This window comes from Blautia sp. AM28-27 (genome assembly GCF_003480905.1).
GTDB lineage: Bacteria > Bacillota > Clostridia > Lachnospirales > Lachnospiraceae > Fusicatenibacter > Fusicatenibacter saccharivorans.
This window is the reverse complement of record NZ_QUJK01000003.1, coordinates 108,039-129,778: the sequence shown is the minus strand read 5'-3', so window position 1 is coordinate 129,778 and position 21,740 is coordinate 108,039. Positions and strand designations below refer to the sequence as shown.

Annotated in this window: 17 protein-coding genes; 1 reads left to right on the top strand and 16 read right to left on the bottom strand. The window is 52.2% G+C overall.

Annotated features, from left to right (window positions below):
- Nucleotides 1-4: 4 nt before the first annotated feature.
- From DW743_RS06910 to gpr, 13 genes are all read right to left on the bottom strand, one after another.
- Nucleotides 5-277: an HPr family phosphocarrier protein gene (locus tag DW743_RS06910; RefSeq protein ID WP_022462230.1), complete on the bottom strand. Its 273-nt coding sequence runs from the start codon at nucleotides 275-277 to the stop codon at nucleotides 5-7.
- Nucleotides 278-288: 11 nt separating this feature from the next.
- Nucleotides 289-1,605 (bottom strand): CdaR family protein, encoded by a 1,317-nt coding sequence (locus DW743_RS06905; protein ID WP_158554979.1) that lies wholly within the window; start codon nucleotides 1,603-1,605, stop codon nucleotides 289-291.
- Nucleotides 1,602-2,489 carry a diadenylate cyclase CdaA gene (cdaA, locus tag DW743_RS06900; RefSeq protein WP_330410111.1) on the bottom strand — a complete coding sequence of 296 codons (888 nt, stop codon included), beginning with the start codon at nucleotides 2,487-2,489 and terminating at the stop codon, nucleotides 1,602-1,604. Before cdaA ends, DW743_RS06905 begins: the two co-directional genes overlap by 4 nt.
- A gap of 56 nt (nucleotides 2,490-2,545) precedes the next feature.
- A complete protein-coding gene (locus DW743_RS06895) occupies nucleotides 2,546-3,724 on the bottom strand; it encodes a hypothetical protein (protein WP_117761052.1) in 1,179 nt (392 codons plus the stop codon).
- The gene (locus DW743_RS06890; protein ID WP_022462226.1) at nucleotides 3,721-4,152 is read right to left on the bottom strand and encodes a hypothetical protein; all 432 of its coding nucleotides are present in this window, start codon (nucleotides 4,150-4,152) and stop codon (nucleotides 3,721-3,723) included. The genes DW743_RS06895 and DW743_RS06890 overlap by 4 nt, the downstream gene beginning before the upstream one ends.
- An 89-nt stretch (nucleotides 4,153-4,241) precedes the next feature.
- Nucleotides 4,242-4,961: a ComF family protein gene (locus DW743_RS06885; protein ID WP_158568546.1), complete on the bottom strand. Its 720-nt coding sequence runs from the start codon at nucleotides 4,959-4,961 to the stop codon at nucleotides 4,242-4,244.
- A gap of 66 nt (nucleotides 4,962-5,027) precedes the next feature.
- Nucleotides 5,028-7,283 carry an SF1B family DNA helicase RecD2 gene (gene recD2, locus DW743_RS06880; protein WP_117509504.1) on the bottom strand — a complete coding sequence of 752 codons (2,256 nt, stop codon included), beginning with the start codon at nucleotides 7,281-7,283 and terminating at the stop codon, nucleotides 5,028-5,030.
- A gap of 6 nt (nucleotides 7,284-7,289) precedes the next feature.
- Complete coding sequence (locus DW743_RS06875; protein ID WP_117761048.1) at nucleotides 7,290-8,288, bottom strand: rod shape-determining protein; 999 nt, start codon at nucleotides 8,286-8,288, stop codon at nucleotides 7,290-7,292.
- A gap of 168 nt (nucleotides 8,289-8,456) precedes the next feature.
- Nucleotides 8,457-11,285, bottom strand: a complete 2,829-nt coding sequence (gene uvrA, locus DW743_RS06870) for an excinuclease ABC subunit UvrA (RefSeq protein ID WP_055218624.1) — start codon at nucleotides 11,283-11,285, stop codon at nucleotides 8,457-8,459.
- Between the two features lie 124 nt (nucleotides 11,286-11,409).
- Nucleotides 11,410-12,543, bottom strand: coding sequence for a radical SAM family heme chaperone HemW (gene hemW, locus DW743_RS06865; protein WP_117761046.1), 1,134 nt, complete (start codon nucleotides 12,541-12,543; stop codon nucleotides 11,410-11,412).
- 88 nt (nucleotides 12,544-12,631) lie between these two features.
- On the bottom strand, nucleotides 12,632-14,446 hold the full coding sequence (gene lepA / locus DW743_RS06860; protein WP_022462217.1) for a translation elongation factor 4: 1,815 nt from the start codon (nucleotides 14,444-14,446) through the stop codon (nucleotides 12,632-12,634).
- A gap of 111 nt (nucleotides 14,447-14,557) precedes the next feature.
- Nucleotides 14,558-15,964 (bottom strand): stage II sporulation protein P, encoded by a 1,407-nt coding sequence (locus DW743_RS06855; RefSeq protein ID WP_243004554.1) that lies wholly within the window; start codon nucleotides 15,962-15,964, stop codon nucleotides 14,558-14,560.
- 23 nt (nucleotides 15,965-15,987) lie between these two features.
- On the bottom strand, nucleotides 15,988-16,875 hold the full coding sequence (gpr, locus tag DW743_RS06850; RefSeq protein ID WP_117761044.1) for a GPR endopeptidase: 888 nt from the start codon (nucleotides 16,873-16,875) through the stop codon (nucleotides 15,988-15,990).
- 181 nt (nucleotides 16,876-17,056) lie between these two features.
- Here gpr and rpsT point away from each other — a divergent pair, with 181 nt between their 5' ends.
- Complete coding sequence (rpsT, locus tag DW743_RS06845) at nucleotides 17,057-17,320, top strand: 30S ribosomal protein S20 (RefSeq protein WP_022462214.1); 264 nt, start codon at nucleotides 17,057-17,059, stop codon at nucleotides 17,318-17,320.
- A gap of 169 nt (nucleotides 17,321-17,489) precedes the next feature.
- Here rpsT and holA read toward each other — a convergent pair whose 3' ends face one another.
- From holA to DW743_RS06830, 3 genes are all read right to left on the bottom strand, one after another.
- On the bottom strand, nucleotides 17,490-18,473 hold the full coding sequence (gene holA, locus DW743_RS06840) for a DNA polymerase III subunit delta (RefSeq protein WP_055227342.1): 984 nt from the start codon (nucleotides 18,471-18,473) through the stop codon (nucleotides 17,490-17,492).
- 71 nt (nucleotides 18,474-18,544) lie between these two features.
- Complete coding sequence (locus tag DW743_RS06835) at nucleotides 18,545-20,818, bottom strand: DNA internalization-related competence protein ComEC/Rec2 (protein ID WP_117761043.1); 2,274 nt, start codon at nucleotides 20,816-20,818, stop codon at nucleotides 18,545-18,547.
- Nucleotides 20,815-21,738: a GerMN domain-containing protein gene (locus DW743_RS06830; protein ID WP_055227346.1), complete on the bottom strand. Its 924-nt coding sequence runs from the start codon at nucleotides 21,736-21,738 to the stop codon at nucleotides 20,815-20,817. Before DW743_RS06830 ends, DW743_RS06835 begins: the two co-directional genes overlap by 4 nt.
- Nucleotides 21,739-21,740: the final 2 nt, after the last annotated feature.

The following is a 21,740-nucleotide window of genomic DNA, read 5'->3' as shown; positions in this document are numbered from 1 at the left end:
CTCCTTACAGTTCTTCCCCAAGTCCCGTCCGGATGGAATTGACAAGGAACTGCAGAGCTTCCTCCTCGTCCTCTCCCTCGCAGAACAGCTCAATTTCGTCTCCGCATTTGACGCATGCGCCAAGGACGCTTAAGACGCTCTTTGCATTTGCTGTATTTCCATCTCCGTAGTGGAATGTAATAGATGATTTAAACTGCATCGCCTGTTTGCACAGGGTTCCGGCCGGGCGAAGATGAAGGCCGGTTGGATTTTTCACGGTCACTTTTCCGCTTACCATTGGTTTCCCTCCTAATTTGTTCCTGTCGTTTTATTTGCTACTGCTTTTTCTTTGATATGAATCGTTGTCTTGACACTGTCTACGAGCTCATAGCCATCCGGCAGTGTGATTTTTACCGGTACCTCGTAATCCCCGACACCCATTCCATTCAGATCTATGGATGCGTTGATCTGGGAAGTATCTAATTTGGCCAGATTTTTGTCCGATGCTTTAATGCGGATTGCAAGCTGTGTCTGATCATACAGAACGGTATAAGTGGACTGAAGATTGCCCGTCTCGATCTGATCGACATCAAGTTCAAATTCCCTGCTCTCATTCGGCATAACCGTTACGTGAACGGTAACGGATGCAGACGAACTGGAAGATACTTTCAGATCTGTCACATCGGCGAGAACATCGCTTAAGTCAACCGTCGTCTCCACATCGGAGCGCTGTCCTGCAACGGAGGTATAGTCTTCCGGAATTTCAATCGTATTGCCTTCATCCGCCAGCTTTGCAAGTGCCTCCTCGGATCCGGCAACGGTGATTTCCTCCGGTGTGGTATAGATATTTTTAATCTGATAGCCGTCTGCCGGAGTTCCGCTGTACAGTGCACTCAGCTTAATACCGGATACACGGCGCCACAGTTCAATATCCACATCCACCTGCGGGGAGCCGCTGTCGAAATTCAAAAATTCCATCTGGGATTCCGGCATCTCATCCTGGTTTTTATCAATAATCATCAGATCCGCCGTGACGGTTCCGGAATTCCGCATATTGGTTACATCTACTTTTGCCACCACACTGCTGATCTTATTGATCAGGGACGTCGGGCCGGAAATGGTGATGCTCTCCGGATCGGAAGTCATCGTTCCCACTTCGTAATCTTTTGCCGGTTTCGTATTTCCTGCGTCAATTGTGATCGGGAATTTTTCGCTGTCCACATCCTCGATTTCCACAGGGATCGTTGCTGTCACTGTGCTCAGTTTTTCCTGTTTTACCATGGAGCACGCTGCCTTGATCGGCACATAAACCGGGTTTGTATCCATCGTCACAATCTGGGTCAGATCGGCCGTGACAGTGATATCCGATGCTTTCAGCCGGCTGACAACCGAGTTGTTGTCCGTGACAGTAACCGTGACCGTCTGGTATTCCTCCGCAATCTGGTATGTTTTCTTTCCGGCTGCGATGTAGGCTTCATTGGTCACCTGCACGGGGACATCAAAGCGCTCTTTCACAATCGGGTCATTCACACTGACCACAACGTACCAGATTACAATGGCAATCAGGATAGAAAGAATTTTCAAAGGGAGATTGTTCAGAAGCTTTTTCAGAATTTTCTTTTTCATTTCTTCTCTCCCTCCACTTTCTGACGCATTCCGCGGATATGCCATCCTTTCTTCTCTTCCGGTTTTTTCGCGAGCTTCTGGATTTTGTGAAGCTGCTCCCGAAGGTCGCTCGGTGTTACTGCCGTGTGGAGTTCTCCGCCGGAAGCATACGACACATTTCCGGTTTCCTCGGAGACAATAATCGTAAAGGAATCCGTCACCTCACTGATGCCGACACCTGCACGGTGGCGTGTTCCAAGATTCTTGTTCAGATCCATGTTGTCGGACAGCGGCAGGTAACATGTTGCTGCCGTGACACGGTTGTTCCGTACAATCACGGCTCCGTCGTGCAGCGGCGTATTGTGTTCGAAAATATTGATCAGCAGCTGGCTGGTCAGAACGCCGTCAATCGGGATTCCGGTCTTTTCATATTCCTCCAGGGTGATGGTCTTTTCGATGACGATCAGCGCTCCGGTCTTTACTTCTCCCATTTCAAAACTGGCCCTTACCAGTTCATTGATGGTTTTGTCACTGAACCGTTCATTTTCCTCCTGGCCGCTCGCAAAAGAAATGGCAGACAGCGGATTCTTTTCTCCAATCTGCTCGACCACTCTTCGAAGCTCCGGCTGAAAGATAATTACAACCGCTGTGATCGCCGCCCCGCCGATGTTTCCGAACAGCCACAGAATCGTCTGCATTTTCAGCACGTTTGCAATGATGACAAAGACACCAATCAGAAAAATACCTTTCATCAGCGTATAGGCCTTTGTATTCTGCAGCCAGCGGATCAGGTGATAGACGAAAAATGCAATGAGCAGAATCTGCACAATATCAATCAGTTCAATTTGTTTTGGCAGCCCGTAGTCTGCCGTTCTTGTGACAATCCAGTTCCACACGCCACGCACACTGTCACTTCCTTTCTTTTCCCCCGGCCGGTTTTCTTCTGATTTTCAAAATTCTTTTAAAGATCCTTTAAGGTGTCCTCCAGCATGCTCTTATAATCCACATCCTGATAATCGCCCTCGTCCAGCGGCGGAATTTCTTCTTCCTGAATTTCTTCTGTTTCGTTTATTTCTTCTGTTTCGTTTATTTCTTCTATTTCTTCTTTTTCCTCGATCTCATCAAGATCCCTGCTGTTCCCGGATTCTTCTGTATGTCCAAGATTTGCCAGAGCATCGAGTTCCTCGTCTGTCAGATCCGGTTCTTTTTTCTTTTCATTCCGAATATAAGTCACACAGCGCTGTGCCTTTGTCACATTGAATTTTGGAACGGCTTTTACGTAGTAATAATAATCGTCGTCATCATATTCCAGGTATTCTGTCCGGGTGTAGTCTGCACCGAACAGGAAAAACTCCAGAACAAATCCAACCAGACAGCCGGCCGCCGCCCCGATCAGAACCATCGGGAGTGCAATCTGTACATCCAGTGCCAGGCTTCCGGCAATCATAATAACCGCATAGGCAACCGAACCTGCCACAATGGAAATCTGCCATGCATAGTCCGCACTGCTGTGGCGGATTGCATTGACAAGAAGTACGGTCAGTGCGCAGGCGATCAGAACCAGCAGCATTTCCTCATTGCGGAAGAGGCCGTTGAAAAATTCCTGTACGACTGCCGTGATCTCCGGTGCTTCCGCCGCATGAAGCAGCGGCTCCATTTTTCCGTGAATCATGTCGCACATATAGTAGACAACGACACCGCAGGCTGCTGAAAATGCAGAGAGCGGCGTGCCGGCAAGACCATAGGCAACCGGAACAGCAGATGGCACGTGAAGCCAGAATGCGAGCGGTGTCAAAAGGAGTGCCGGCGCATCCTTCGGCACAAAGCGAAGATATAGAAACCAGAGCACCAGCAGAACCAGCGCCGCAAGACCCGCGATTACCATGTGAAGTGCAAAGCAGTGGCCGATGATCACCAGCATTGCAAGGAAAACCATTCCATTCAATGGCAGGATGGCGCAGATCAGTGACAGAATCAATACCACATACATGCTGTCCAGCATCTTCAGATAGCCGAGATTGGAATTAATACCACGAAATACAGCAAGAGCGAGCAGAAATTTCACAATCGGAAGTACGATTCCGCTGCAGGAGCCGTAAAACTCTTTTAATTTTTCTTTCAGTTCAATCAATACTGTCATGTTTCCTTCCTCCTGCGCCCGGATTTCTTCCCGCTTTTTTCCTGTTCCTCATACATGTTCTGCAGGTCATCCAGCTCTTTTCCATACCATTTCAGCTTTTTCTGTGCTCCCTGGTAACGGATCGTGCTGATCACATACACGGCAATGGAATAGACTGCCAGAAAACACAGATAGGACGCGATCAGACACCCTGCTGCAAACTGCAGGTCGATTGTGTCTATCTCGTCCACCAACCATTCAATATGATATAAGACTGCAACCGCAAGTACCAGAATGTATCCGATGGAAGCCAGAAAAAAATTTTTCAGAAGCTCTTTTCCGATGTAATCACTCCGAAAATAGCGGCCGATTCGTAAGGCATTTTTTTCTTCTTTTTTTTCGAAAAAAGCCAGTTTTGTCATCTGACGAATCCTTTTTTCGTCCAACATGCCTCTTGGTCTCCTCTTCCCGTTCTAAATTATGTTTATTTTACCATATGTTTCCGATATTGGAAAGCTATTCTCAAAATATTCACACACTATTTTACAATTGCCGCACAAACAAAATCCACCTGTTCTGCTCCATTCACTTTCAACAGTGACGCAATGGCATCAACCGTGCTTCCCGTTGTGAAAATGTCATCTACCAGAAGAATCCGGCAGTATTTCATCTGTCCCGGCTTTGCCAATGCAAAAGCTCCCTCCAGGTTTTTCCGCCGCTCGGCGGGACTAAGCTCTTTCTGGCGTTTTGTTTTTTTCACACGGCGGATCAGGCGGGCATTCATGGGAAGTTCCATTTCTTCTGCCAGCTTTTCTGCAAATACCTCCGCCTGATTGTAGCCGCGCTGCCGCTGTCTCGCCGGATGAAGCGGCACCGGAACGAGCACCTCCGGATTTCTTCTCTGGATCTGCTTTCCCACATAGAAAAACGCCGCGTGAGCATAAAATCCGGCGTATTCCTGCCGTTCATGATATTTGAACCGCATCAGGGAAGCCTCAAGTTCCCCGTGGTAACCGTACGGCGCAAAACCGCGGTCGAAGCTGTGCCTCGTTCTGCTGCAGTCCCGGCAGAACTCTTCCTCACTGCCCACGGGTTTCCCGCATTTTTTGCACCGCGCGCCCAGAATCGGATGGATCTTTTCCACACAATTCCGGCATAGATACAGTTCCTCACGTGACAGCAGTCCGTCACAGATGGGACATCGTCTCGGATAAACTGCGTTTAAAAGCCAGTTTCCTGTTTTATTTTTTTCTTTCATGTAACCTGCGCTTTCCCTTATCCACTCTGCCGGATGCAGCCGCATCCATGCCCCGGAAAAACGTGTTTACGCGTTTTCTTCCTGCATTTCCCAGATTCTTCTGGCGAGCGTTGTATACCGGTTCGCCTCGATATGATTTCCGATCATTGCCTGGAATGTCACATCACTTCCGACGATGGTGACGCACTTTCTGGCTCTCGTCACGGCCGTATACAGAAGATTCCGCGTCATCAGCATGCGCGGGCCGCCGAGCAGCGGAATCACAACCGCCGGGTACTCGCTTCCCTGCGCTTTATGTATCGTTGTGGCGTAGGCGAGCTCCAGCTCGTCCGCCTGTTTGAACGTATAGTCTGCGAATTTTCCTTCCTCAAACTCCACGGTGATCACCTCGGTATACGGGTTGATACTCCGGATCATGCCGAGGTCTCCGTTGAATACACCCATACCGCGCTCCGCCACGATTCCGTTGATGCCGCGGATTTCCCACTCCATCTGGTAATTGTTGCGGATCTGCATGACCTTGTCGCCCTCGCGGAGGATATTACCTCCATTTTCCCGCTCGGCTTTGTCCGGTGCGGGCGGGTTCAGGTATTTCTGCAGAATCTGATTCAGATTTTCCACGCCGAGTGCACCTTTCCGCATCGGAGTCAGAATCTGGATATCCTGCGGGCGGGCATCCACATAACGCGGCAGTTTCTGGGACACCAGCGTCACCAGCACTTTCCAGATCACGTTGACATCGTACCGTTTCAAAAAGAAGAAATCTTTGCTCTTATTGTCCAGTATAACCTCTTCCCCATTATGGATCTTATGTGCATTGACAACAATATCGCTCTGGGATGCCTGCCGGAAAATGTGTGTCAGGCAGACAATCGGAAAGCATTCCGAACGGATCAGATCCCGGAGGACACTGCCCGGGCCGACACTTGGAAGCTGGTTCTGGTCTCCCACCAGGATCAGCCTTGTTCCCGGCACAATCGCGGAAAGAAGGGCATGCATCAGGTGGATATCAACCATCGACATCTCATCAATGATGATGACATCCGCGTCGAGCGGATTATCTGCGTTCCGCTCAAAATGCACATTTGCCGAGGAATCATCCACATTTCCCGTCAGTTCCAGAAGACGATGGATCGTGCATGCCTCACAGCCAGTTGCCTCTGTCATTCGTTTCGCCGCTCTTCCGGTCGGCGCTGCCAGGAAAATGTCGAGGCCTTCTGCCTCAAAATAATGGATCATCGCATTGATGGTCGTCGTTTTTCCGGTTCCGGGACCTCCGGTCAGGATCATAAGACCGCTGTATGCCGCCTCAACGACTGCCGTCTTCTGCATCTCATCCAGCTCGATCTGATATTTTTTCTCGATCTTTCCGATCCGCTTTTCGATTGCCTCACGGTCTTCCTCGCATGTAATATTCAGCTCATGCAGCATGCGCGCCGTACTCAGTTCCAGATAATAATACTGGCTGGCGTACACAATCCGCAGAGGCTCATCCCCTTCCCGTTCGGCCGGGAGCTCGCGGATGACCGCTTTTTTGTCGATTGCCATATCCTGCAGAGATTTCTGCATCCGCTCCGGTTCTACGCCGAGAAGTTCCTGCCCTCTCCGAAGCAGCACCGGTTCCGGCAGATAGACATGGCCTTCTGCCGTCGCCTGATTCAGCACATACGAAAGACCGCTCTTGATGCGGAATTCGCTGTCCACGGCAATCCCGATTTTTCCGGCAATCTCATCCGCCGTCCGAAATCCCACGCCTGCGATATCTTCCGCCATTTTATACGGGTTTTCCTTTAAAATCCGGTACACATTGTCCCCGTACTGCTGATAAATCTTTGCACCGAGATTCAGTGCAATGCCATATCCCGAGAGGAAAATCATCGCATTCTGCATTTCGGCTTTTTCTGCCACCTGCTGTGCAATTTCACGCGCTTTCCGCTCGCTGATTCCCTTTACCTCCGCGAGGCGCTCCGGCTCTTCCTCGATGATCCGAAGCGTATCGTCACCGAAGCGGCGCACAATTCTTGCCGCCAGCGCCGCACCGACTCCTTTGATCGCACCGGAACCGAGATACCGCTCCAATGCAACAGAATCCTGTGGAACTTTCGTCTCATAGGATTCAATGCGGAACTGCTTTCCATAGGCAGCATGTTCAATATAATCTCCGGAAGCCTCGATCAGCTCGCCCTCTCCGATCATCGGAAGCGTGCCGACGCATGTCAGCTCGCGCCCCTTCATGCTCAGATTCAGGACGGTATAGCCGTTCTCCTCATTTCGGAAAATAATGTGTTCTACGTAGCCTTCTACTTTTTCTTTTTCACTCATCTTTTATCAAAACTGGCTTTCAAATTCATTCATCACTTCGCGGTACTGGCCGGTTCCAAGCGCAACGACGCTCGCCGGATTTTCTGCTGTCACGGTATTAATGCCGGTCCGCTCCTGGATCAGCTCGTCCATTCCGGCAAGGAGACTGCCGCCTCCGGTCAGGATAATGCCGCGGTCGGAAACATCGGATGCCAGTTCCGGCGGCGTTTTTTCCAGCACGGCACAGATCGCGTCCGCAATCTGGTTTGTCGTCTGGGCAAGGGCACCTCGGATTTCGTCGGAGGAAACCGTAATCGTCGCCGGAAGTCCGGTGATGACGTTTCTTCCCTTGATCTCCATCGTTTTCTCCTCGGCCCGCGGATAAGCGGAACCAATCCGGATTTTCACTGCCTCTGCGGTCTGTTCTCCGATAAATACGTTGTATGTTTTCCGTACATAGCGGATGATATCCTGGTCAAATGTCTCACTGGAAATCTTGACCGAATTGGAAACAACGGTTCCCGCAAGCGAGATCACAGCGATATCCGTCGTGCCTCCACCGATGTCCACGATCATATTTCCGCATGGTTTCGTAATGTCAATTCCGGATCCGATTGCCGCTGCCACCGGCTCCGGCACGATCAGCACTTCCCGGGCTCCCGCCTGGTACGTTGCCTCCTCCACAGCCTTCCGCTCTACTTCCGTCACACCGGACGGCACACAGATGCTGATTCTCGGTTTCCGGAATGCTCTTCTTCCCATTGCCTTCTGGATAAAGTAGCGCAGCATGCGCTCGGTGATCAGAAAGTCCGTGATCACGCCCTGCCGCATGGGCCGGACCGCCATAATATTGCCCGGTGTCCGTCCAATCATCTGACGCGCTTCTTCTCCAATTGCCCGTACTTTATCTGCATCTTTATCATACGCAACTACGGACGGCTCCTTTAATACAATGCCTTTTCCCTTGGCATAGACCAGGATGCTGGACGTCCCCAGATCAATTCCGATATCGGTCGTTGCAGCCATAGTAATCCCCTTTCCTGTTCTCTTTTATTTTTCTTTATTTTAATCTGTTTGAAATTTGTATAGAATAAGTTCGGGTTCAAAACACCCGAAACCCAAAAGGATCGAATGTGCTCTGAACCCAACCCGCTTCTTATTATATACAATCCCTTTTAAAATGGAAAGGATTTTTTAGAGATATTTTTCGACATATTTTCCGGTGTAGGATACCGGGCTCTTGGCCACTTCCTCCGGCGTTCCGCACGCAATCACGGTTCCGCCGCCGTCTCCGCCCTCCGGTCCGATATCAATAATATAGTCCGCCGTCTTGATGACATCCAGATTGTGTTCGATGACAACGACGGTATTTCCGCCCTCGGACAGGCGGTGCAGAATCTCCACCAGTTTGTGGACATCCGCAAAATGAAGTCCCGTCGTCGGCTCGTCGAGAATGTAGATCGTTTTTCCCGTGCCGCGGCGGCTCAGCTCTGCTGCGAGCTTGATACGCTGCGCTTCTCCGCCGGACAGCGTGGTGGACGGCTGGCCGAGGCGGATGTAGGAAAGGCCGACATCGTACAGGGTCTGTAATTTCCGGAAAATCGACGGTACCGGCCTGAAGAATTCCAGTGCCTCCTCGACCGTCATATTCAGCACATCGTAGATGCTCTTTCCTTTGTATTTGACTTCCAGTGTCTCACGGTTGTACCGTTTTCCATGGCAGACCTCACACGGCACATAGACATCCGGCAGGAAGTGCATTTCGATCTTCAGGATACCGTCGCCGCCGCAGGCCTCGCATCGGCCGCCCTTCACATTAAAACTGAATCTTCCCTTCTTGTAGCCGCGCGCCTTGGCATCCTGCGTTGCCGCAAACAGGTCGCGGATCTGATCGAACAGACCTGTGTACGTTGCCGGATTGGAACGCGGTGTTCTTCCGATCGGGGACTGGTCGATGTCGATGACCTTATCGAGCTGTTCCATACCGATGATGTCTTTGTGTGCACCCGGAATCGTCCGCGCACGGTTCAGATCTCTTGCCAGCCGTTTGTACAGAATTTCATTGACAAGGGAACTCTTTCCCGATCCGGAGACTCCGGTCACGCAGGTCATGACACCGAGCGGGAAATTCACGTTGATATTTTTCAGATTGTGCTCTTTTGCTCCGACTACCTTCAGCCAGCCCGTCGGCTTTCTGCGCTCGGACGGAACCGGAATTTTCAGCTCTCCGCTTAAGTATTTTCCGGTGATGGAATTCGGATTTTTCATCAGATCTTCCGCCGTTCCGATCGCCACCAGCTCTCCGCCGTGCTCACCGGCTCCCGGGCCGATATCGACAACGCAGTCAGCGGCGCGCATCGTATCCTCGTCGTGCTCCACGACGATCAGGCTGTTTCCGAGGTCACGCAGATGTTTCAGCGTCGCGAGAAGTTTGTCGTTGTCTCTCTGGTGAAGACCGATGCTCGGCTCGTCGAGAATATAGGCGACACCGACAAGGCCGGAGCCGATCTGCGTTGCCAGACGGATTCTCTGCGCCTCACCGCCGGACAGCGATGCCGTTCCGCGCGCCAGGGTCAGATAGTTTAATCCGACATCCGCAAGGAAGCTCACACGCGCACGGATCTCTTTTAAAATCTGCTTTCCGATCAGCAGCTGCTGTTCGGAGAGTTCGAGGTTCTGCATAAACTTCTGCAGATTGTCGATGGAAAGGGATGTTACTTCAAAAATATTTTTATCTCCGACCGTCACACCAAGCGACGTCGGTTTCAGACGCTGGCCATGGCACGCCTGGCACGGGGTCACACGCATGAAGGTTTCGTATTCCTGTTTTGTAGAATCCGATCCGGTCTCACGGTAGCGGCGCTCTACATTTTTGATCAGCCCCTCAAAAGCCACATCGTACACACCGACGCCGCGCTGACCGCGGTAATGCACCTTGACGGATTTTCCGTTCGTTCCGTAAATCAGGATATCGTGGATTTTTTTCGGATATTCACAGAACGGAGTGGAAAGGGAAAAATCGTACTCCTCTGCGAGCGCATCGAGAACGGCTCTCGTATAGCTCGATTTGTCCGTGCAGGACTGCCAGCCGAGCACGGTGATAGCTCCGTCTGCGATGGATACGGTCTTGTCCGGAATCATCAGATCCTCGTCGAACTCCATCTTGTAGCCAAGGCCGGCACAGCTCGGGCAGGCGCCGAACGGGTTGTTGAAGGAAAAGCTTCTCGGCTCAATCTCCTCCATGCTGATGCCGCAGTCCGGGCAGGAAAAGCTCTGGCTGAAGTTGAGCTGATTTCCGTCCATCGTGTCGACCACCAGAAGGCCGTCCGCCAGATCCAGTACGTTCTCGACGGAATCCGTCAGACGTTTCTCAATGTCCGGTTTGACTACAAGACGGTCCACAATAATGGAAATGTTGTGTTTCAGGTTCTTATCCAGCGTGATCTCCTCGGACAGCTCATACTGGCTGCCGTCGATCATCACGCGGACATAGCCGCTGCGTTTTGCCTGTTCGAGCACCTTTTCGTGTCTTCCCTTGCGGCCGCGCACAACCGGCGCGAGAAGCTGGATTTTCGTCCGCTCCGGGAGTGCCATGATCTGATCGACCATCTGGTCCACCGACTGGCGGCTGATGACTTTTCCGCACTTCGGGCAGTGCGGAATACCGATTCTCGCGTACAGAAGACGGAAGTAATCGTAAATCTCCGTCACGGTTCCGACGGTGGAACGCGGGTTCCGGTTCGTCGATTTCTGATCGATCGAAATAGCAGGCGGCAGGCCTTCGATGCTGTCCACATTCGGTTTTTCCATCTGTCCTAAGAACTGGCGCGCGTAGGAGGAAAGGCTCTCCATGTACCGCCGCTGGCCCTCCGCATAGATCGTGTCAAACGCAAGCGAACTCTTTCCTGAACCGCTGAGGCCCGTAAATACAACAAACTGATTTCTGGGGATATCGACATTCAGTGCTTTCAGGTTGTTCTCCCTGGCTCCCCGTATTCTGATAAACTCTTTTTTCTCTGCCATAACTGTTCCTCTTATTAATTGGAATCCCTGTCCGGACAGGGACAGGAATCTTGTCTCGTTTTCTCCCATTATAGCACACCGCCGTGCGTTATGCAAACATTTGTTCTATTTCTTTATCATCTTTTTACAGCAGAAAATCTGCCAGAATCACATTGCTGACGGAAATCCCATCGCGTGTCAGAGCCAGGCGCCCGCTGTGTTCCTGTAAAAGATGCATCGCTTCGTATTTCTTCAGAACCCCGCCGTATACGGCATGGATCTCCTTTCCAAACTTCTCCTCAAACTCCGCCGTCGAGATCCCTTGTGTCATTCGAAGGCCGAGAAACATAAATTCTTCCATGGCATCCTGCCGGGAAAGAATTTCCTCATCCTCACGGATCTTTTCCAGTGCTCCGCACGCTTTCAGATACAAAGATCGATCTGCCGTGTTCGTCCACCGGCGGTTTCCAAATAACGATGCCGCGGAAGGCCCGAACCCCAGATAATCCGTCCTTTTCCAGTAGCCGATATTGTGGCGGCATGCGAAGCCCGGCTTTGCATAATTGGAAATCTCATACTGGAAAAAGCCGTATTCTGCGAGGATTTCCGCCGTTCTGGCATACATTTCGCGTTCTGTGTCCTCATCCGGCAGATCCAGTTTCTGCTCCGCAAACGGGGTTCCCGGCTCCACGATCAGGCTGTAGGCGGAAATGTGCTCCGGAGAAAGCTCCGCGATCGTCCGAAGACTCTCTTCCCATTTCTCTTCACTCTGCTCCGGCAGACCTGACATCAGATCCACGTTGATATTCGCAAACCCGGCGTCCCGTGCCAGTGCAAAACTCTCCTGAAATTCCGCAAACGTGTGGATTCTTCCCAGCCGTCTCAGCTCCTCATCGTGAACCGACTGACAGCCGATACTGATCCGGTTGAAGCCGCTCTTCCTGTAACATTTCAGTTTTTCCACATCCAGCGTTCCCGGATTGGCCTCCAGCGTGATCTCGGCATCCTCTGAAAAAACGTACTTGCTCCGCAGTTTTTCCATCACACGGGCGAGCATTCCGGCCTCTACCGCGGATGGTGTTCCGCCGCCGAAAAAGACAGTAATTACTTCCCTTTCCGCCGCCTCTTCCGCCGCATCGATTTCTGCCAGCAGAGTCTCTTCATACTCCTTCTGCATTGCCTTCGTACCCGGTCCCGAGACAAAATCACAGTAGGCGCATTTCCGGATGCAGAACGGGATATGCACATAGAGTTCCAGTGGTTTTCTTTTTTTATTCATTCTGCTTTTCCTCCGTACGATCGAAAGACCGGCCCCTGCGCTCCCGCAACAGCAGGCGGCGCCGACAGGCCGGTCTCATTTTTATTTCTTAATTTTCATCCAGTTTCAGCACGCTCATAAAGGCTTTCTGCGGAATCTCCACGTTTCCTACCTGGCGCATCCGCTTCTTACCTTCCTTCTGCTTCTCCAGCAGCTTCTTCTTTCGGGAAATATCGCCGCCGTAGCACTTGGCGAGGACGTCTTTGCGCATCGCGCGGACGGTTTCTCTGGCGATAATCTTCGATCCGACAGCCGCCTGGATCGGGATTTCGAAGAGCTGCCGCGGAATCTCTTCTTTGAGCTTCTCGCACATCTTTCTTCCGCGCTCGTAGGCAGATCCCTCGAATACGATGAAGGACAGCGCATCCACTTCTTCTTTATTGACGAGGATATCGAGTTTTACAAGCTCGCTTCTCTCATAGCCGAGCAGCTCGTAGTCGAATGACGCGTAACCTTTGGAGCGGGATTTTAAGGCATCAAAGAAATCGTAGATAATCTCATTCAGCGGGAGATGGTAATGAAGCATCGCACGCGTCGTCTCCATGTATTCCATTCCCTGATACTGGCCTCGTCTCTGCTGGCAGAGCTCCATGATCGGTCCGATGTAGTCGGTCGTCACCATAATCTCTGCTTTTACCAGCGGCTCTTCCATATAATCAATCTCGGACGGGTCCGGCAGATTCGACGGGTTGGTCAGGTCAATGACGGTTCCGTCGGTTTTGTGAACCTTATAGATAACGCTCGGTGCGGTCGTCACGAGATCCAGATTGTACTCACGCTCCAGGCGCTCCTGAATAATTTCCAGGTGAAGCAGTCCAAGGAAACCGCAGCGGAAGCCAAAGCCCAGTGCTGCCGATGTCTCCGGCTCGTAGAAGAGGGATGCATCGTTTAACTGCAGTTTTTCCAGCGCGTCGCGCAGATCGCCGTACTGTGCGCCGTCGGCCGGGTACATGCCGCAGTATACCATCGGGTTGACTTTTTTGTAGCCCGGCAGTGCTTCTGCACACGGACGGTCGGCATCGGTTACGGTATCACCCACGCGGGTGTCGCGCACGTTTTTGATGCTGGCGGTGATATAGCCTACCATTCCGGCGGAGAGCTCGTCGCACGGGATCAGACGGCCTGCGCCGAAGTAGCCGACCTCGACAACTTCCTCGACAGCGCCTGTCGCCATCATGCGGATTCTCGTTCCTTTTTTCACGCTTCCTTCCATCACACGGCAGGAAATGATGACGCCGCGGTATGCATCGTAGACGGAATCGAAAATCAGTGCTTTTAACGGTTCCGTCGGATCACCTTCCGGTGCCGGAATTTTCTGTACGATCTGCTCGAGCACCTCGTCCACGTTCAGGCCGGTTTTTGCTGAAATCCGCGGTGCATCCTGCGCTTCCAGTCCGATGACATCCTCGATCTCTGCAATTACACGGTCCGGCTCGGCGCTTGGAAGGTCTACTTTGTTGATGACCGGGAACACATCCAGGTCATGGTCAAGGGCGAGGTAGACGTTGGCAAGGGTCTGCGCCTCGATACCCTGCGATGCATCGACAACGAGCAGCGCGCCGTCGCATGCGGCAAGGCTTCGGGAAACCTCATAGTTGAAGTCAACATGGCCCGGGGTGTCAATCATGTTTAAAATGTACTCCTCGCCGTCGGCCGCTTTGTATACGGTACGGACTGCCTGTGCCTTGATCGTGATGCCGCGCTCACGCTCCAGATCCATATTGTCCAGCACCTGATCCTGCATCTCACGCTCGGTCAAAAGGCCTGTTTTCTGAATAATACGGTCCGCAAGGGTTGATTTTCCATGGTCGATATGGGCAATAATACAAAAATTACGAATTTTACTCTGATCTATTCCTGACAAGTTTTTTCCTCCTGCTTTTTCCCTACGATACCAGATTGCTCCATATTTCGTACTCCCGCAATCTGTCTATTTTGTATGATACGAAATTCCACTCAAAAAAGCAAGATAAATTTATCCGCCTGATGCCGGACTTTTGCCCGACAGAACCTTATGCAGGATATCCGCAAACGGCCCCATTGCATTTTTCACCTCCTCGACCGTATTCGTCTGCGCACCAACCTCGAGAAGAACAGATCTCGGGCGGAGATGGAGGTTGTAGCGGTAGCCTTTTAAATAGATACAGCGCGAAAAGCCGGGATAATACTGTTTTGCCTCATACTCCATCTGAAAGGAAAATGCAAGGTTTTCCGCCTGATACGGATTGGGCAGGCTTGTCAGTTCGCCGCTTTCTTTCGTGCGGGAAAGGCCGTTGAAAAACATGATCTGCGCGGTCGGCTTTCCGTTGATTTCTGTCACAAGACGTTTTGAACCATTGACCCCGTCCCGGTGCAGGTCGATCACGACCTGAATGGACGGGTGTTCTTCCAGCGCCGCTGCGATGACCGGCTCCGCGTAGTTGTAGGCGCGGCTCCGCTCGAGACAGCCTTCTTTCATGTCAAATGCCTCTGTAATATGAAGCACTTCGTATCCGTACTGCTTTTCCAGAAGCTCCTGCAGATCATCACCGAGGCCGATTACCGTGTCCGCTCTTTCTCCCGGACGGGAATCGGCGAAGGTTTCCTGCGAATGGGTATGATAGATCAGAATCTGCGGGCCTTCGGCATTTTCCGGCAGGGTCAGGTCTTTTCCGAGCAGGGTGCTGCCGTCGATCTCGCCCGGCAGGACCGAAGTGTTGGGATCGACAACGAAGAAGCGGTTCAGGAGCGCCTGCGGGTCAGCAAGAAGGTCAGGGGAAATTGTCTCCTGAATCGTGTCGGCCTCCGGGTAGAGAATCTCACGCGGTGCGCCGCCGGTTTCGATGGTCTCCTCCGGGACAGACTGCGGCGCTTCGGGTTCTGCCGTTGATGCCGACTCTCCGGCTGCCGGTTCTGTGATTCCTGTTTCCGTCTGCTCCGGCTCCGTGATTTCCATTCCATCTTTTTGAGTTTCATCTTTTTGAGTTCCATCCTTTTGATCTTCCTCAGTTCCCTGCTCCTTCGATTCTGTCTGCCCTCTTTCTGCTCCCGGTCCCGGATTCGAATCCTGCTTCGCCGTATCCGTTTCCGCTGCTTCTGTCCCGGCAGACAGCGTATTTTCTGCCGTGCTTCCCTCCCGAAGCGCCGGTATCTGATCCCGCACTGCCGCGAGGAGATTTTCCATCCATCCCCTTCCGTCCTCTTTTCCGTCATAAAAAAGAAGCGGCATCATCACATCCACGGATAACTGCTCCGCCTGTGCTGCCGCCCGCTGCAGCAGAACTTTCCCCTCTGAGAAATGATTTTTCCGGAGAACCGCTGCACTGCGGAACAGCAGTATACTGCAGGACAGGAAAAGACATCCCCATCCGAACCATCGTCCATTTCGCCTGGCATTCCACATATTATCACCATATTCATGATATGTTACATTTCCCCGGAAAATGCCTGATTCATACCTGCCGCAAGAACCCCGGCCAGGCGGCGGACCATCTCGTCGATCTCTTTTGTCGTCACGTAAAGGCTTTCGAGCGCCGGTGAAATGACTTCTCCCAGAAATTCATCCATCTCGGACTCCTCCAGCGATTCCAGAACGCCTGCGACGGCATCGTGGACGATCGTTCCTGCCCCTACAACGGTCGGCACACCGATTCCGATGACCGGCACGCCGAGCGTCTCCTGATTTAAGGCATTGCGGTGGTTTCCGACGCCCGAGCCCGGCCAGATTCCGGTGTCGGCAAGCTGGATCGTACAGTTCAGCCGGTGAATACTGCATGCGGCAAGGGCATCCACGGCGAGAATCACATCTGGATGGGTCTGTTCTGCCGTTCCGCGCAGGATTTCCACTGCCTCCATGCCCGTCTGTGCCATAACGCCGGGAGCAAGGGCACTCACTTCCCGGCCCTTCTTTCCGTAGGTGCGCACCAGATGGCGCGTAACGTTAAGCTGCTCCACCGTCTCCGGCCCGAGCGCATCCGGCGTGATGCCGCGGTTGCCGAGGCCGGCCACAAGAACGGATCCGCACGCTTCCGGCACCATTTCCATCAGACAGTGGGAAAACTCCTCCGCCGCTTTCCGGTTCTCCTCCTCGTCTGCCGTCAAAAGCAGCGGCGCTTCGATCGTCACATACGTCCCTTTCGGCTTTCCCATCATTTTTGCACCCTGCTCCGATGTGATTTTCACAACGGTTGTCTGAATTTCCGCCTTTCTTTTCTTCTTCTCAATCTCGACCCCGGAGATCTCCACATGGTCCCTCTCAAATTTTTCCTGATTCTCCATCGCCAGGTCTGTCCGCATCCTATACTTTCCTATCATACTTTTCTCCTTCTCCTGTATTTTTGTTGTAGTTTTTGCAATTTTTTCAAAAATATGTATTGACAAAACATGCGAAATATTATAGGATAATAAAGCATGTTTCAGTGGAGCGCCCGTGTCTGTTCCATTGAATAACATCCCTTAAATCACATTAATTTTAAAAATATTGGAGGTGTACAGTTTGGCTAACATTAAATCCGCAAAGAAAAGAATCCTGGTAAATCAGACAAAGGCAGACCGCAACAAAGCAATCCGTTCTGCAGTTAAGACTTCTATGAAAAAAGTAGATGCTGCTGTTGCTGCAAACGATAAAGAGGCTGCTGCTGCTGCATTAGTAAATGCGATCTCTACCATCGACAAGGCTGCTTCTAAAGGCGTTTATCATAAAAACAACGCTGCCAGAAAAGTATCCAATCTGAGCAAAGCTGTAAACTCAATCGCATAATAAAGATATAAAACAAAGAGAACTTAGTCATACCGTCATGTGGCTGGGTTCTTTTTTTATGCTTACCAAAAGAGTGCGCCGCGACAGATCTTTTGATAAACACAGAACAAGGCGTACCGGTACAGGAAAACTGGCCGATACGCCTTGTTCTTTTTAGAAAACTCTGCTCTTACGCCGCCCTGCTGTATTTCGTAATCAGCAGCTCCACGCTCAGCAGATCGGAAATTTTTCCCGTCTTCACGTCCTCTTCCATCTGCACGCAGTCATTGACCGCCGCTTTTAATTCCTCCGCCGCATACTGGCGCGACATGGGAATATAGTTCCGCACAACGAAGCTCTGCAGTCCCGTCCGTTTTGCGATCGTTGCCTGATCGCAGTGCTCTGCCAGCAGCTCTTTGACCTGCAGCAGCAGATTGAACTGGCGTGCCAGCAGAAAGAGAATCCGCATCGGCGGCTCCTTTAAAGCCAGCAGATCCTGATACAGATCGAGCGCTTTCCGCTGCTTCTTCTCCGTTACCGCGCGGATCATCTCGAAAATCCGGTTCGTAATCTGCGTTGTGCAGACTGCCTCGATATCCGCCCGCGTGATCACATCTCTTCCCATCGTATAGCTGAGCAGTTTTTCCAGCTCCTGCGAGATATTTCCCATATCCGTGCCCGTCTTTTCCAGAAAATCTTCCATATCCTGGCGCGTGATCTTTTTTCCCTCTTTTTTCATCATGCCGAGTACCCAGGTCATCAGCGTCTTTTCGTCCTGACGAGCAAATTCCACTGCTCTTCCCTGCTTCTGCACCGCCTTGTACATACGGTTCCGCTTATCGACTTCCTCCTCCACGAAGATCAGCACCAGATAATCCGGCAGGGATCCCATGTAGTCTGCCAGCGCGTCGGCTTTGTTTTTGAAAAATCCTGTATTTTCCAGCAGAATCACACGGCGGTCCGCAAAAAACGGCATCGTCTCCGCAAGGTCAATCACTTTGGGAATCTCGGTTCCTTTTCCCTCAAAGCGGGAGAAATTCATCGTGTCGTCCTCCGGCAGCAGTGCGTTTTTCAGCTTGTTTTTATACTGATGCTTCAGATAGGCTTCTTCTCCGTAGAGCAGGTAGGCCTGCTTAAAATTCTGCGTTTTGATATCTTCTAAAATGCTTTTCATTCCATCCTCTTTCTTTCGTTCCGGCAGAAGCACGTTTGCGCAGTGCCGCAGCAGCCGGAGCTTTTGACCATTCAGGAGACGGGAAATTCCACATCCGACCGGTATCCGTGAACCGCCAGGCGGTCACGCTTCAGCTGTACTGTCACGGCTCCATCCACCGGTGTTCCGTAGATATGGCTTTTGCAGGCACGAAGCCGCTCCAGCAGCTCCCGGTGCGGATGGCCGTACCGTCCCGGCCACGCGCAGGAAATCAGGCTGATCTGCGGCTGTATGCGGTTCAGAAATGCCTCGCTCGTTGAATTTCTCGAGCCGTGGTGCGCCACCTTTAAAATCTGGCACCGCTCTGCCGCCCCCAGGACCTCTTCTTCTCCGCTTCCCTCCAGATCTCCCGTCAGAAGTGCGCGGCAGGCACCGCAGGAAAGCTGTAATACAACACTTCCGGCGTTTTCCTCTCCCGTATAGTCTTCGCACGCTCCCGGATGAAGTACCGATACGGTGAGTTCTCCTGCACGGATCTCGTCTCCCTTTTTTAGATATTCTACCATAATTCCCGCTTTTTGTGCGGCTAAAATAAAAGGATTTTCTTTTTCGCTTCCTTTCATCCACACAGGCAGGAACAGATGGCGGATGCGAAGCGCCGTTTTCTGCTCCCCGATCAGCTCCAGCAGTTCGAGGATTCCGTTCGTGTGATCTGCGTCCGGGTGCGTGATAACAACGGCATCAAGAGCGGCAATGCCGCGCTGTTTCAGATATGGGAGAATCCTTTTTTCCCCGACCGCAGACGCACTGCTGCTCCCGCCGTCATTCAGCATCACAAAACGGCCGCTCTCCACCACCAGCGAATCGCCCTGGCCGACGTCCAGCGCTGTAATGGAAAACGTTTCCCGGGGACGGTAAAAAAGCAGAACACAGGCAAAAAACATGGTAATACCAAAGAGCATCCGCTCCCGCTTTCGTGCCTGCGCACCTGTTCGTTTTGCCCCATCCGGATTCATCTCCCGTTTTCGTTTTCGCACATACAGTATCACCAGCAGACCGGTCAGAATGATTCCATATCCTGCCATCTGCCATTTTTCCGGCTGACCGCAGATCCACACATTTCCCGGAATCTGTGCGACCGCCGCTGTCATCTGCCGCAGAAGTGTGAGCAGGAACCGCGCCGGAAGCAGAACAACACTTCCCGCTTTCACGCTTGCCAGTCCCGCCAGAAGCCCCGCAGCACCCGTCAGCAGCACCGCCGTCATGACAGCTCCTGCAAACAGATTCGGCAGAAACGCAAAGAGCGGAATCTCATAAAAATACCACGCCTGCAGCGGGATCATGACAAGCTGCAGGGAAAGGTACACCATCGCAGCCTCTTTTCCTTTCGCCGCAAGCTTTTCCAACCCCGTTTTTTCCCCGCGTCTCTTCCGTTCCGCCTTCTCCCCCGCCAGAACCGGATAAACCCCGGAAATGGCTGTTACTGCTCCAAACGAAAGCCAGAACCCGCTCTGCTCCAGATACGAGGGGTTTTCTGCCAGCATCAGAATTGCCGCAAGAGAGAGCGCACTTAAGGAATCATACGTCCTTCCCACTGCGACAGCTCCCATCCGCACCGCAAACATCACCACTGCACGCACGGTCGCCGTTCCGCTGCCGGTAAACATGCCATACAGCACCATACCGGCGGCCGCTGCCAGAGACGCGGAAGTTTTTGGCAGATGCAGCGCCATCAGCAGCCGTCGGAGTGCCATGCCGAGCAGCATCAGATGCATGCCGGAAACGGAAATCAGGTGCAGCAGACCGCTCTGCTGATACGCCAGATACGTCTCCTCCGTGAGTTCCGACCGTTCCCCGAGCAGCATCGCAGAAAGCACACCTGCCTCCTCCTCCGGCATCATTTCTTTTAAAACGGCACAGCACCGCCCCCGCTCCAGCCGGAGCGCTTCGCCGAGATTCCACCGCCCGGCATCCACAACTTCCTCCCGCTCCGAAATCACGTAGAACGCACAGCCTTTTCCCTCATAATATGTTTTCTCATCAAACATCCCCGGATTGCGCGGGCTTTCCGGCTTTTTTACAGTTCCGTACACCCGCACAGCGGCTCCGACCGGCAGATCTCCCCGCTTTGCGAGCAGATAAATTTTCCCTTTGCTTCCCTCCCCACGCAGCACATACCCGTTGTTGCTGCTCTTTTTCTCATACGTTTCAATTGTCCCTGCAATCCACACCTTCCTGCCCTGCTGCGCTTTGTTTTCGTATTTGGGGTCAGAAAAAGGCGTGCCAAGAGGCACGCCCGCAATCCGCAGCAGCACAAGCACCAGCATGAATCCAAGACACGCCAGGCACATGGGCCGTTTTCTCATGTATCTTTTTCCTCCAGATAAGACAGGTCTTCCTCGTAGAACTGATTGAGTTTCATCGTTTCACGGAAGGTTACATCGCTCTCTCCGTTGATGGAAAACTGCACCTTATCCACCTTACAGTTCGCCGTGATGGAATCCACCACCGCGTAAATCGGAATCTGCTCCGCCACACTCGAAAGCGCAGAATCCTTAAAAGATTTGTCAAAATTCACATAGGCAATCCGATCGGATGTCGTGACACTTAAGACATTCATCGTATCCGGCAGCACTGCATAGTGGCCGTCTTCTTTCGGTCCCTTCATCAGCTGCTCCACCACGACACGTTCCAGCGGAATGTTCGTGCTGTACGGCACCCGCCGCGTCTCTTTCACAAGATGATCGCCTGCTTCATTTGCAAAATACAGTGTCAGCGTCGCATACTGATACTGATAAATTTCCCTTCCGGAATTTTCCAGAAAGCTGTCCGCCGTCATCGTTCCGATCTCGCGTCCTTTGGAATCCTTTAACGGATCCCCGTCGATCAGAAGCGTCACGCGCTCCACCTCCGGAACCTGCACAAAGGTACGCACCAGTCCTGCACGCACCAAAACCTCCTGCGGCCGCGCAAGCTCTCCGTACTCTCCACTTAAATTCAGCGTAAGGAGCCCGTTCTCCAGCGTATACGTCTTGATGGAAATCCCATTGGAAAGAAGTGCCTGGTTTCCGTCCTTGGCAGGTTTCTCCTGCAGCGCGTCAACCAGCTCCTTGATCAGTTTCTGATCCGTTCCTTCTTTTGGTTCATACGGCTCCTGCACCAGTGTTGTGCCGGTTTTGTCCAGGCAGTACAGGTGATACGCCGACTCCTTCTGGCTCTTCTGCCACTGCCCGCAGCCGCTAAGAAGCAGCACGCCGGCCAGCAGTACGCCAAGTATCCGTTTCATGT